The 12,511-nt window shown below is 58.4% G+C and carries 14 protein-coding genes and 1 other annotated feature; of the genes, 2 read left to right on the top strand and 12 right to left on the bottom strand.

All coding sequences use genetic code 11. From position 1 onward, the window contains the following. Nucleotides 1-115 precede the first annotated feature (115 nt). Nucleotides 116-1,525: an NADP-dependent phosphogluconate dehydrogenase gene (gene gndA, locus OXR61_RS11360; RefSeq protein ID WP_021509346.1), complete on the top strand. Its 1,410-nt coding sequence runs from the start codon at nt 116-118 to the stop codon at nt 1,523-1,525. Nucleotides 1,526-1,560: 35 nt separating this feature from the next. Here the strand turns inward: gndA and OXR61_RS11355 are convergent, their stop codons facing one another. From OXR61_RS11355 to hisL, 12 genes are all read right to left on the bottom strand, one after another. Further along, complete coding sequence (locus tag OXR61_RS11355; protein ID WP_031280067.1) at nt 1,561-2,676, bottom strand: succinylglutamate desuccinylase/aspartoacylase family protein; 1,116 nt, start codon at nt 2,674-2,676, stop codon at nt 1,561-1,563. A gap of 112 nt (nt 2,677-2,788) precedes the next feature. Beyond that, entirely contained in the window at nt 2,789-3,586 is a 798-nt protein-coding gene (locus tag OXR61_RS11350) for an ABC transporter substrate-binding protein (protein WP_021509348.1), read from the bottom strand. Nucleotides 3,587-3,652: 66 nt separating this feature from the next. Further along, nucleotides 3,653-4,129: a YbaK/prolyl-tRNA synthetase associated domain-containing protein gene (locus OXR61_RS11345; protein ID WP_021509349.1), complete on the bottom strand. Its 477-nt coding sequence runs from the start codon at nt 4,127-4,129 to the stop codon at nt 3,653-3,655. 104 nt (nt 4,130-4,233) lie between these two features. Beyond that, nucleotides 4,234-4,845, bottom strand: a complete 612-nt coding sequence (gene hisIE, locus OXR61_RS11340; RefSeq protein WP_021509350.1) for a bifunctional phosphoribosyl-AMP cyclohydrolase/phosphoribosyl-ATP diphosphatase HisIE — start codon at nt 4,843-4,845, stop codon at nt 4,234-4,236. Continuing rightward, nucleotides 4,839-5,615, bottom strand: a complete 777-nt coding sequence (gene hisF / locus OXR61_RS11335) for an imidazole glycerol phosphate synthase subunit HisF (RefSeq protein ID WP_021509351.1) — start codon at nt 5,613-5,615, stop codon at nt 4,839-4,841. Before hisF ends, hisIE begins: the two co-directional genes overlap by 7 nt. After that, nucleotides 5,597-6,334, bottom strand: coding sequence for a 1-(5-phosphoribosyl)-5-[(5-phosphoribosylamino)methylideneamino]imidazole-4-carboxamide isomerase (hisA, locus tag OXR61_RS11330; RefSeq protein ID WP_021509352.1), 738 nt, complete (start codon nt 6,332-6,334; stop codon nt 5,597-5,599). The genes hisF and hisA overlap by 19 nt, the downstream gene beginning before the upstream one ends. Next, nucleotides 6,334-6,924 carry an imidazole glycerol phosphate synthase subunit HisH gene (hisH, locus tag OXR61_RS11325; RefSeq protein ID WP_021509353.1) on the bottom strand — a complete coding sequence of 197 codons (591 nt, stop codon included), beginning with the start codon at nt 6,922-6,924 and terminating at the stop codon, nt 6,334-6,336. The genes hisA and hisH overlap by 1 nt, the downstream gene beginning before the upstream one ends. Continuing rightward, nucleotides 6,924-7,991 (bottom strand): bifunctional histidinol-phosphatase/imidazoleglycerol-phosphate dehydratase HisB, encoded by a 1,068-nt coding sequence (gene hisB / locus OXR61_RS11320; protein WP_021509354.1) that lies wholly within the window; start codon nt 7,989-7,991, stop codon nt 6,924-6,926. The genes hisH and hisB overlap by 1 nt, the downstream gene beginning before the upstream one ends. Next, nucleotides 7,988-9,064 carry a histidinol-phosphate transaminase gene (gene hisC, locus OXR61_RS11315; protein ID WP_021509355.1) on the bottom strand — a complete coding sequence of 359 codons (1,077 nt, stop codon included), beginning with the start codon at nt 9,062-9,064 and terminating at the stop codon, nt 7,988-7,990. The genes hisB and hisC overlap by 4 nt, the downstream gene beginning before the upstream one ends. Continuing rightward, nucleotides 9,061-10,368: a histidinol dehydrogenase gene (gene hisD / locus OXR61_RS11310; protein ID WP_021509356.1), complete on the bottom strand. Its 1,308-nt coding sequence runs from the start codon at nt 10,366-10,368 to the stop codon at nt 9,061-9,063. The genes hisC and hisD overlap by 4 nt, the downstream gene beginning before the upstream one ends. A gap of 3 nt (nt 10,369-10,371) precedes the next feature. Further along, on the bottom strand, nt 10,372-11,271 hold the full coding sequence (gene hisG, locus OXR61_RS11305; protein ID WP_031280070.1) for an ATP phosphoribosyltransferase: 900 nt from the start codon (nt 11,269-11,271) through the stop codon (nt 10,372-10,374). Between the two features lie 54 nt (nt 11,272-11,325). Then, nucleotides 11,326-11,447: a sequence feature (His leader region), on the bottom strand. Then, complete coding sequence (gene hisL, locus OXR61_RS11300; protein ID WP_100396937.1) at nt 11,423-11,470, bottom strand: his operon leader peptide; 48 nt, start codon at nt 11,468-11,470, stop codon at nt 11,423-11,425. Its footprint overlaps the feature before it by 25 nt. Before the next feature lie 180 nt (nt 11,471-11,650). On the opposite strand from hisL, the gene OXR61_RS11295 reads away from it, so the two are divergent. Then, nucleotides 11,651-12,478 (top strand): SDR family oxidoreductase, encoded by an 828-nt coding sequence (locus OXR61_RS11295; RefSeq protein ID WP_021509358.1) that lies wholly within the window; start codon nt 11,651-11,653, stop codon nt 12,476-12,478. Nucleotides 12,479-12,511: the final 33 nt, after the last annotated feature.

Raw genomic sequence — 12,511 nt, 5'->3', positions numbered from 1 at the left:
ATCTTATGATCGCACCAATCATTACCCTTTCTCTGCAATCATGAGTTAACATATCGGTCACTTATAGAATGGTGTTACCAGTAACACTATGTGAGACCTCAGACAGGAGTATGTAATGTCCAAGCAACAGATCGGCGTTGTAGGTATGGCAGTGATGGGCCGTAACTTGGCTCTTAACATTGAGAGCCGCGGTTACACAGTGTCTATCTTCAACCGTTCTCGCGAAAAGACTGATGAAGTCATCGCTGAAAACCAAGATAAAAAGCTCGCTCCTTATTACACCGTTGAAGAATTCGTAGAATCTTTAGAGAAACCGCGCCGTATCCTGCTGATGGTACAGGCAGGCGAAGCGACAGACAAAACCATCGCTTCACTTACGCCACACCTTGATAAGGGCGACATCCTGATTGATGGTGGTAACACTTTCTATAAAGACACTATCCGTCGTAATAAAGAACTGTCTGATCAGGGCTTCAACTTCATTGGTACCGGTGTCTCCGGCGGCGAAGAGGGCGCGCTGAAAGGCCCATCGATCATGCCTGGCGGTCAGAAAGAAGCGTATGAACTGGTAGCGCCAATTCTGGATAAAATTGCTGCGCGTGCAGAAGACGGTGAAGCCTGCGTTACTTACATCGGTCCGGACGGTGCAGGCCACTACGTGAAGATGGTGCACAACGGTATCGAGTATGGCGATATGCAGCTGATTGCAGAAGCATACGCGTTACTGAAAGGCGCACTCGGTCTGAACAATGAAGAGCTGGCTAAAACCTTCACTGACTGGAACAACGGTGAGCTGAGTAGCTACCTGATCGACATCACCAAAGATATCTTCACCAAGAAAGATGAAGAGGGTAAATACCTGGTTGATGTGATTCTGGATGAGGCAGCTAACAAAGGTACCGGTAAATGGACCAGCCAGAGCTCCCTGGATCTTGGCGAGCCACTTTCTCTGATCACTGAGTCTGTGTTCGCACGTTACCTCTCTTCACTCAAGTCACAGCGTGTTGCCGCGTCTAAAGTGCTGAGCGGCCCTCAGGCGCAAGCCTTCACAGGTGACAAAGCTGAGTTCATTGAGAAAGTACGCCGTGCGTTGTATCTGGGTAAAATCGTTTCTTATGCTCAGGGCTTCTCTCAACTGCGTGCGGCTTCAGAAGAGAACAACTGGGATCTGCATTACGGTGAAATCGCGAAGATCTTCCGTGCTGGCTGCATCATCCGGGCACAGTTCCTGCAGAAAATTACTGATGCATATGCTACCGATGCTAACATCGCAAACCTGCTGCTGGATCCATACTTTAAAAACATCGCAGATGAATATCAGCAGGCGCTGCGTGATGTCGTCTCTTATGCCATTCAGAACGGTATTCCAACGCCAACCTTCTCAGCGGCAATTGCATACTACGATAGCTATCGCTCAGAAGTGCTGCCTGCCAACCTGATTCAGGCGCAGCGCGACTATTTTGGTGCGCACACTTATAAGCGTATTGATAAAGACGGTGTATTCCACACTGAGTGGCTGGACTAATTGTAAAAAAGGCTTCCTTCGGGAAGCCTTTTTTCTTAAACCACCAGCAACTCCCCCTTACGTCCCGCATTCTCCCCTGCCAGCCTCACCGCCAGCATTCCAGCCGTGACAAACTTGGTCAGGTTTCGTGCATACAGCACGCCGCCAAACTCAGCGACCAGCGGTGTCACGTAGTCATTGATCGGGTCGACAATCTCCGCCACCACTTCGCCCGCTTTAACCCACTCGCCTAACTTTCTGCGGTTCAGCAGCAGTCCGGAGTGAGGTGCGTGGATGTACTCACAGCCTGCCAGCTGGGTTGGTGCATGGATCAGGGCAGGGGAGTCTCCGGTTTCTCCGGCAATATACCCCCCTTCAATCAGCGCATTGATAATCGCATCCGCATCTTTCTCCGCCTGTTCCGGCGACACATCGGCTACACCGCGCAGTTCCAGCGTCACCGGCAGCAGGCCACGCGGCATCGGGTAATCTTTGCCAAAACGCTCAGCCAGTGTCAGCCAGGGTTCGCAGCAGGCCTCATCAAACGGCTCTCCGCCGGAGATCTGTGCCAGTAGCTGCACTTCACTGCCAAGCCAGCGCGCCAGCGGCTCAATCTCCGGCCAGGCGTGCGGTGTGGTGTAAAGATGCGGCAAGGCATCCCAGTCGCAGTGCAGGTCAATCATCAGATCTGCCTGGCTGGCCATGCGCATCAGGGTGAAGCGCTGGGCTTCCAGTTCGCTTTTGGCGATGCGGTCGCGGTAGTGACGATCGATGGCGTCGCGAATCAGTCGTTTGTTTTCATATTCACTCTGTGTCAACGAGCCCGCCAGTTCTGCCGCCAGCGTATCGCCCAGCGCCGGGAAGCGACGGTTAAAATCCTGACCAGAAAGAGTATGAAAACGTCCGAGGTGAGTGCCGTGCCAGTGCTGACCCAACGCGAGCGGATTCGCGACCGGCACTAAAGTGATTTTGGCTTTTAGCTTGCCCGCCGACTCCAGCGCCAGCAGCTTCTGCTTGAGATACCACGCCACCGCCATGCCCGGCAGTTCATCGCCGTGCAGCGCCGCCTGAATATACACCCGCTGCTGTGAGTCGGTGCCGAAGTGGAAGCTGACAATTTCCCGCTGGGTGCCCAGCGTCGCGCTTAACAAAGGATGATGTTGTTGTTGCATAACGCAGTCGATGTCCTGTGTCTGGGGCACGCTCGTGGCCGCGCCGCATGAAATTGATGAAGGGAATTATAGTTCTGCTGGAAAAAGGGCGGCAAATGCGCCGCCCCATCGATCACTGCTTAATAGAGATATCCGTCGCAAAATACTTCTTCTGCAAGGTATCAAAGGTACCGTTCTTTTTGATTTCCGCGAAGGCGTTGTCCAGCGCGGTTTTTAATTCGGTGTCGCCTTTGCGCAGGCCGATGGCGGTGCCGGGGCCGATAATCGGATCCTGCACAATCGGGCCAGCCAGCTCGAAATCTTTGCCCTGCGGATGTTTCAGGAAGCCGTTTGCGGCCTGTGCGGCATCGGTGAACACCACGTCAAGGCGTCCGGAAATCAGGTCGCTCTCAACCTGTGCCTGATCGCCATACGGCACCACGTTCACGCCGTGCGGCTGCCATTTTGCCAGCGCGTAGCGCTCCTGCACGGTGCCCTGTTCCACGCCCACGGTTTTGCCTTTCAGCGATTCCGCGGTGGGCAGCAGGCCGGAGCCTTTACGCGCAATCAGCTGGGTGTGGGTGTCATACAGCGGCACGGTGAAGTCGATCTGCTTCAGACGCTCTTCGGTGATACCCATATCCGACAGGATGGCGTCAAACTTACGCGCCTTCAGCGCCGGGATCATGCCGTCGAACTGGCTCTCGACCCACACGCATTTGGCCTGCATCTGCGCGCACAGCGCATTGCCGAGGTCGATGTCAAACCCGACCAGCTTGCCCTGCGGCGTTTTGGATTCAAAAGGGGGATAGGTTGGATCAACGGCGAAACGCACCTGATCGATTTTTGCCTGAGCGCCGAACGCGCAGCCTGCCAGCACAGCCAGTGCCAGCGTCTGGCGCAGACGGGCGGTAAAACGGGAACTTGCCATAGTTGCGGTCTTCTTTTGTCGTGATGATAAGTCATCGAGAGTACCGCTCAGCGTGGTGTATGGCAATTAGAGTATTATTTTCATCACGTTACCATTATGCAGTGCGCGGTAATCCTCCACCTGCAGTATCACCGACTTCTCCAGCAGCCCGGCGTTAAAGGCAATTTCGTCGTAGCGCTCGAACAGCAGCGGGTCCACCACCAGCTGTAAATCCGCATGAAAGCTAAACGGCGGAATCGCGCCAAACACGCAGCCGGTCAGCGCATCCACTTCAGCCGGCGAGGCCAGCGAGGCGCGACGGCCACCCACGGCGGCTGCAACTTTACTCAGGTCGGCCTGCTGGTCGGCTGGCAGCACTGCCAGCACATGCTGTTTGATGCCGTTGCCCTTGACGTGACACACCAGCGCTTTGGCGCCTTGTCCCACTTCCGTGCCACGAATCGCGGCCACGGCTTCACACTTTCCGGTCGCTTCATGCTCCATGAGTCGGTAACGGGCGTTGTGCTGATTGAGCAGGGCGAGCAGTTTTTCATGGGTGGTCATGGGGGTTTCCATTCTGATGAAGTGCAATTAATCGCATTCTTTTGAGATGAATGCTGCTCAAAATCGAGCCAGAAAGCCCGTTTGAGCAGCATGGCGCACAATTGTTACTTATGGCGTGCGCGCAGGTTGTTGATGATGGTGCTGAGATCCAGTTCCTGATCCTGCAGCAGCACCAGCAGATGGTACAGCAGGTCGGAGGCTTCGTTAGTCAGTTCGTGGCGGTCATTGACGGTAGCAGCCAGCGCGGTCTCAACACCTTCTTCTCCCACCTTCTGTGCGATGCGCTTGGTGCCGCTGGCGTACAGCTTCGCCGTATAGGAGCTGGCCGGATCGGCGCTTTTACGCGAGGCCAGCAGTTGCTCCAGCTGATACAGGAAAGTCCAGTCCGGTGCGGCAGGCGAAAAGCAGCTCGAGGTACCGAGATGGCAGGTGGGGCCAATCGGATTGGCCAGCACCAGCAGCGTGTCGTTATCGCAATCCGGCGTGATGCTGACCACTTTGAGGAAGTGGCCCGACGTTTCGCCTTTGGTCCATAAACGGTTTTTGGTACGGGAGAAGAAGGTGACGTTGCCGTCGGCCAGCGTCTTGTGCAGCGCGTCCTCGTTCATGTAACCGTGCATCAGCACTTCGCCGGAGACGTTGTGCTGGACGATGACGGGCATCATGCCCGCGGTTTTGGCCCAGTCCAGTCTGGCCAGTTGTTCTGCAGTTAACACGCGCGAATCTCCACACCGTTGTCGATCAGGAAGTTTTTCAACTCGCCGATATTGATAATTTGTTTGTGAAACACCGAAGCCGCCAGCGCGCCGTCGACGTTTGCCTGCTCGAAGGCTTCGAGGAAGTGCGCCATGGTTCCTGCACCGCCGGAAGCGATCAGCGGCACCTTACACACGTCACGCACCTTCTTCAGCTGCACCAGGTCGTAGCCGTTACGCACGCCGTCCTGGTTCATCATATTCAGTACGATCTCGCCGGCGCCCAGCTTCTGCACTTCCTCTACCCAGTCCAGCGTTTCCCATTGGGTGACGCGGGTGCGCGCTTCGTCGCCGGTATACTGATTGACGTGATACTTGCCGCTGGCTTCATCAAACCAGGTATCGATGCCGACCACGATGCACTGCACGCCGAAGCGGTCCGCCAGCCGGGTAATCAGCGTCGGATCGGCCAGCGCGGGTGAGTTGATGGAGATCTTATCTGCGCCAAACTGCAGAATGCGCGCCGCATCTTCCGGGGTTTTAATGCCCCCGGCGACGCAGAACGGGATATCGATCACTTCCGCCACGCGCGATACCCAGCTTTTATCCACCACGCGGCCGTCGGAAGAGGCGGTAATATCGTAAAACACCAGTTCATCAGCGCCTTCCTGAGCATAGCGCTGCGCCAGCGGGACGATGTCGCCAATGATTTCGTGGTTGCGGAACTGCACGCCTTTCACTACTTGCCCGTCACGCACGTCCAGACAGGGGATTATCCGTTTTGCCAGCATGCAATTGCCTCCGCTACCGTAAATTTATCTTCCAGCAGGGCGCGACCGACAATCACACCCTGTGCACCGCTGCCGCGCAGGGCAGCGATATCGTCCAGTGAACCGATGCCGCCGGAAGACTGGAACGCGATGTCCGGAAACGCCTGCGATACTTCCTGATACAGCGCCACATTGGAACCGCTCAGCGTGCCGTCGCGCGAAATATCAGTGCACAGCACATGTTTCAGGCCCACCGGCTGATACCAGCCAATCACCTCTTCCAGCGTCACGCCTGCCGCTTCCTGCCAGCCGCTGATCGCCACGTCTTTGCGATTGCTGGCGTCAATGCGCACGTCAAGCGCCAGCACAATGGCGTCGGCACCGAATTCGCTAAACCAGCCTTTCACTTCTTCCGGCTGCTTGACTGCGGTGGAGCCAACCACCACGCGCGTGGCACCGGCTGCCAGCAGGGCGGCCACATCGTCACGATGACGAATACCGCCGCCAACCTGTACCGGCACGCTGACGCCGCGTAAAAGCGCGGTTAGCAGCGGGATCTGGCGCTTTGCCGGATCTTTCGCCCCGGTCAAATCCACCAGATGTAACACTTCCGCGCCCTGGCGTTCATAATCCTGCAGGCGCGGCAGGGGATCGTTGCCGTAATCGCGCTGCTGGCCGTAGTCGCCCTGATGCAGGCGTACCACTTTGCCGTCGATCAAATCTAATGCGGGGATAATCATCACATCTCCAGGAAGTTTTTCAGCAGCTGCGCGCCGGCTTTACCCGAGCGCTCCGGGTGGAACTGCACGCCGAAGAAGTTATCTTTCTGCAGGGCGGCGGTGAACGGCAGGCCATAGTCGCACTGGGCGATGGTGGCGGCATTCACCGGCATGGCGTAGCTGTGCACAAAGTAGAAGTAGCTGCCGTCCGGAATGTTGCGGAACAGGTGATTGCCGGCCTGCGCGGTGATCTGGTTCCAGCCCATGTGTGGCAGCGGTAAACCCTGGGTATCCATCAGCGATACCGGCTCATCAACGATGCCCAGCGTGCTGACGCCGCCGTTCTCATCGCTGCCACGTCCGAGCAGCTGCATGCCGAGACAGATGCCGAGCACCGGCTGGGTGCAGGCTTTCACCAGCTCGATCAGATCGCGCTCCTGCAGCTGGTCCATCGCCGCCCGTGCGGTACCGACGCCGGGCAGAAACAGTTTGTCGGCGCGCAGCACCACGTCCGGATCGCGGCTCACCGCGGGCGTGTAGCCAAGGCGCTCAATCGCCCACTTAACCGAAGAGAGGTTGGCGCAGCCGGTATCAAGAATCACCACGTTCATTACAGCACTCCTTTCGAGCTCGGCAGGGTGTTGCCCTCAACGCGAATCGCCTGACGCAGTGTGCGGCCAAAGGCTTTGAACAGGCTTTCCACGCGGTGATGATCGTTGCGGCCTTTGGTTTTCAGGTGCAGCGTGCTCATCATGGCGTACGACAGCGAGCGGAAGAAGTGCTCGACCATTTCGGTGCTCAGGTCGCCAACGCGCTGGTAGCTGAACTCGGCTTTGTATTCGAGGTGCGGACGGCCGGAGATATCCAGCGCGCAGCGCGCCAGGCACTCATCCATTGGCAGCACGAAGCCGAAGCGGCCGATGCCGCGCTTGTCGCCCAGCGCCTTCAGCAGCGCTTCGCCCAGCGCCAGGCCGGTATCTTCTACCGTGTGGTGATCGTCGATATACAGGTCACCTTTTACCTCGATGTTCATGCGGAAGCCGCCGTGCACGGCGATCTGATCCAGCATGTGATCAAAGAAGCCGACGCCGGTGTTGATTTTGCTGCCGCCTTCGCGATCCAGCCACACTTCCACTTTAATCTGCGTCTCTTTGGTATTGCGGTTCACCAGCGCGTGACGATCGCGTTTGGTCAGGCGCGCCTGAATCGCGTCCCAGTCTTCGCCTTCCGCACCGTAGCGCAGGCCCTGAATGCCCATGTTCTGCGCCAGCTGGATGTCGGTCAGACGGTCGCCAATCACATAGCTGTTGGCGGTATCCAGCGCGCCGTCGGCCAGCCAGGCTTCGACCATTTTGGTCTTTGGCTTACGGCAGTCGCAGTTCTCTTCCGGCAGATGCGGGCAGATCAGGATGTCGCTGAAGTTCACGCCCTGGGAGCGCAGGATCTGCATCATCAGGTTGTGCGGGCCGTCAAAATCGGCCTGCGGGAAACGTTCAGTGCCGAGGCCGTCCTGGTTGGTGATCATCACCAGCTGATAACCCGCCTCCTGCAGCGCCAGCAGGGCCGGGATGGCGTTCTTCTCAAACGCCAGCTTCTCCATACGGTCCACCTGAAAATCCGTCGGCGGCTCAGAGATGAGGGTGCCATCGCGGTCGATAAAAAGGATCTTCTGACTCATGCTTGCTCCACAGATAAGGCTTGCAGCGCGGCGATCAGGCGCTCGCACTCTTCACGGGTGCCGATGGAGATGCGCAGACATCCCGCCAGGCCAGGGTTTTTGTTTTGGTCGCGCAGAATAATGCCCTGATCCCACAGCGTTTTAAACACTTTTGGCGAGTCGGTGAAGCGCGCCAGAATATAGTTGGTTTCGCTCGGGAAGACCTGCTGCACTACGCTCAGCTGCGGCAGCTGTTCGCACAGCCAGGCGCGGTTGTCGTTAAGCTGCTGCGCGTGCTGACGCATCAGCGCAATGCCTTGCTCGCTCAGCGCCTGCGCCGCCACGTCGGCCACCGGCGTTGCCAGCGGGTAAGGTGCAATCACCTTCAGCAGCAGATCGATCACCGGCTTGTTGGCCAGCGTAAAGCCGCAGCGCAGGCCCGCCAGCGCAAAGGCTTTTGACAGCGTGCGCAGAATCACCAGGTGCGGGAATTCCTGCAGCCAGCCGGCCAGCGTTGCTTGCGGGCAGAACTCGATATAGGCTTCGTCGGCGACCACCAGCGCTTTGCCGGCGGTCATCGCCAGCAGCTGGCGAATGTCATCCTGATTAATCAGATTGCCGGTCGGGTTGTTCGGGCTGCACATGTAAACCACTTTCACGCCGTCCAGCTGGTCCGCGATGGCGGGCAGGTTGAGCTGCCAGTTGTCCAGTGCCGGCACGGTGCGGTACTCAATGCCGATGGTTTCGGCGCTGACGCTGTACATGCCGTAGGTCGGCGGGCAGAACAGAATGGCGTCTTTGCCCGGCTCGCAGAAGGCGCGCATCAACAGCTCAATCCCTTCATCCGCCCCGCGGCTCACCAGCACCTGCTCCGGCTGGACGCCGGCATAGGCGGCGTAGCGCGAAATGACTAATTTGGGCTGGCACTCCGGATAGCGGTTCAGCGTCTGCTGCGACAGTTCAAACGGCACCGGCAGCGGAAATTCGTTCGCATTCAGCCATACGTCACCGTTGCCACCGAGGCGACGAGCAGACTGATAGGGCGTCAGCGCGCGCACGTTGGCGCGGGCTAAATCTTCAACGTTGTTGCTCATGCTTGCTCCTTCAGGGCGGCGACGCGCAGGGTCACGGCATTTTTGTGCGCGTCCAGCTGTTCCGCGGCGGCGAGGGTTTCAATGGTGGCGGCGAGGTTGAGGAAGCCCTGCGGCGTCAGCTCCTGGACCGTCATGCGTTTCTGGAAATCGGCCAGCCCAAGGCTGGAGCAGGTCGCGGTGTAGCCATAAGTCGGCAGCACGTGGTTAGTGCCGGAGGCATAATCACCGGCGGATTCCGGCGACCAGTCGCCGAGGAACACCGAACCGGCGCTGGTGATCTCCTCAACCAGCGCGCGCGGCTGGCGCGTCTGGATAATCAGGTGCTCCGGGCCGTACTGATTGGAGATTTCCACGCACTGCGCCAGATCCTGCGCTACGATCAGGCGGCTGCTCTCCAGCGCCTGACGTGCCGTAGCGGCACGCGGCAGCTGCGCCAGCTGTTGTTCAACCGCCAGCGCCACGCCTTCGGCCAGCTGTAGTGAAGGCGTCAGCAGGATCACCTGGGAATCCGGACCGTGTTCGGCCTGCGACAGCAAATCTGAAGCGACAAATGCCGGCGTCGCGCCTTCGTCGGCAATCACCAGCACTTCAGACGGACCGGCAGGCATGTCGATCGCTGCGCCGTCGAGACGCTGGCTGACCTGACGTTTCGCTTCGGTCACGTACGCGTTGCCCGGGCCAAAAATCTTGTCTACTTTCGGTACGCTTTCTGTGCCGAAGGCGAGGGCGGCAATCGCCTGCGCGCCGCCGACCTGAAACACTTCCTGCACGCCGCACAGCTGCGCCGCATACAGAATTTCATCGGCAATCGGCGGCGGCGAGCACAGCACCACGCGGCCACAGCCGGCGATGCGCGCTGGCGTTGCCAGCATCAGCACGGTGGAGAACAGCGGCGCCGAGCCGCCGGGAATGTACAGCCCGACCGACTTCACCGGACGGGTGATCTGCTGGCAGCGCACGCCCGGCTGGGTTTCCACGTCCACCGGCGGCAGAATCTGCGCGTTGTGGAAGGTTTCGATATTCGCCATGGCGTCTGCCATCGCCTGTTTTAAGCTGTCGCTCAGCCGCTCGCCGGCCGCCTGCATCTCAGCGGCGGACACGCGCAGATTCTCCACCTGAGCTTTGTCGAAGCGCGCGCTGAACGCCCGCAGCGCCGCGTCGCCCTGCTGTTTCACCTGCACCAGCACGTCCTGCACGGTAGCGCTGATGCTGGCCGATGCCGAGATTGCCGGACGCTGCAGCAGCGCCTGCTGCTGTTCGGCACTGCACGCCTGCCAGTCGATAGGTTGCATGATTGCGCTCATCGGTTACTCCAGCATTTTTTCAATTGGCAGCACGAGGATCGAACTGGCGCCCAGCGCCTTCAGTTTTTCCATGGTTTCCCAGAACAGCGTTTCGCTGCTCACCATGTGCATCGCCACGCGGCTCACTTCACCGGCCAGCGGCAGCACGGTAGGGCGCTCGGCACCCGGCAGCAGGGCGATAACTTCTTCCAGCCGCTCGCTCGGCGCGTGCAGCATGATGTATTTGGATTCACGCGCTTTTATCACGCCCTGGATGCGCGTCATCAGCGTATCCACCAGCTGCTGTTTCGCCGCTGGCAGTTCGCCATCGCGCTGAATCAGCACCGCTTTGGAGCGGTAAATCACCTCAACTTCACGCAGGCCGTTGGCTTCCAGCGTGGCGCCGGTGGACACCAGGTCGCAAATGGCATCGGCCAGACCGGCGCGCGGTGCCACTTCAACAGAGCCGTTCAGCAGGCAGGATTTAAACGCGATGCCTTGTTTATCAAGGTATTTCTTCAGCAGGTGCGGGTAAGAGGTGGCGATACGGGCATTATTCAGGCATTGCGGACCGGTGTACTCGGCATCGACTGGCATTGCCAATGACAGGCGACAACCGCCGAAATCGAGGCGGCGCAGCGTAAAGTAGCGCGGGTCTTCGCCCTGCGCGCGGCGCGTCAGCAGCTCCTCTTCCAGCACGTTTTCGCCAACGATACCGAGGTCGACCACGCCATCCATCACCAGGCCAGGGATATCGTCATCGCGCACGCGCAGGATATCGATCGGCATGTTCTCCGCAAACGCAATCAGACGCTGCTGCTGAAGGTTAATTTTAATACCGCAGCGTGCCAGCAGTTCGCGTGATTCATCACTCAAACGGCCAGATTTCTGCATAGCTATGCGTAAACGGGTGTTATCTAACATGGTTCCTGTCCTCTTATTCAATCCTGTCTGAAGCGTATCGGGTTGCGTTCGCCCATAAAAAAACCCCCGGAAGATGATCTTCCGGGGGCTCTCTTTGCGCTCGCACCACTGGAAGATCCTAAACGTCTTCCAGCACACATCGCCTGAAAGACTAGTCAGGGTGATGGTGATGATGGTGGTTGAACTGAACGCGTGTCATAAAAAATTCCGTTGCTGAATGAGTATTCATTTGCGTGCTGATTAACCTAACGAAGATGGCGGCGCTTGGCAACCCTTTTTTAACGTCAGTTTTCGCAACCTTCGGCAACAGTTTGCGCTGGTCTGGCTGACGCGCTGGCACTAAGATGGGGTGTCTTAGCGCGGGAGAGCAGGAGTCGATATGAAAAAGGTCGCGATTGTAGGTCTGGGATGGCTGGGAATGCCGCTGGCGATGGCGCTGTCAGCGCGCGGCTGGCAGGTGACCGGCAGCAAAACCTCACCGGATGGCGTCGATGCGGCGCGCCGCTGTGGTATTGATGCGTTTCAGCTGGTGCTGTCACCGGAGCTGGAGTGTGAAGCAGATGATTTGGCCGCACTGATGGCGGTGGATGCGCTGGTGGTGACGCTGCCCGCCAGCCGCACCGTGCAGGGTGGCGAAGATTACATGCAGGCGGTGCAGAACGTGGTTGATACCGCGCTGGCGAATAAAGTGCCGCGCATCATCTTTACCAGCTCTACCTCGGTATACGGCAGCGGCGACGGCGTAAGAAAAGAGAGCAGTGCGCTGCAGCCGGAGACGGTAGCGGGCAAAACGCTGGTGGAGCTGGAAAACTGGCTGCATGACCTGCCGGGCACCAGTGTGGATATCGTGCGTCTCGCCGGACTGGTCGGCCCGAACCGCCATCCGGGACGTTTCCTCGCCGGTAAAACCAACCTGGAAAACGGCGCGCATGCGGTGAACCTGGTGCATCTTGATGATGTGGTCGACGCCATTGTGTTGCTGCTGCAAACGCCGAAGGGCGGGCACGTCTACAACCTGTGCGCCCCGAAACATCCGTCACGCGACAGTTTCTATCCGAGCGTGTCAAAGCAGTTAGGCCTGGTGCCACCGACGTTTATTGCCGAGCCGGTGCGCGCCAGCGGCAAGGTGATTGACGGTTCGAAGATTTGTCACGAGCTGGGGTTTGATTACAGCTACGATGACCCGATGAAGATGCCGCTGGAGTGAAATGAAACAGCCTGCAAAACAGGCTGTTTTATA

Origin of the sequence: Pantoea sp. GM_Pan_4 (assembly GCF_026541005.1) — a bacterium.
Taxonomy (GTDB): domain Bacteria; phylum Pseudomonadota; class Gammaproteobacteria; order Enterobacterales; family Enterobacteriaceae; genus Pantoea; species Pantoea dispersa.
The sequence above is the reverse complement of the archived record's forward strand: the minus strand, read 5'-3'. Positions and strand labels throughout refer to the sequence as shown.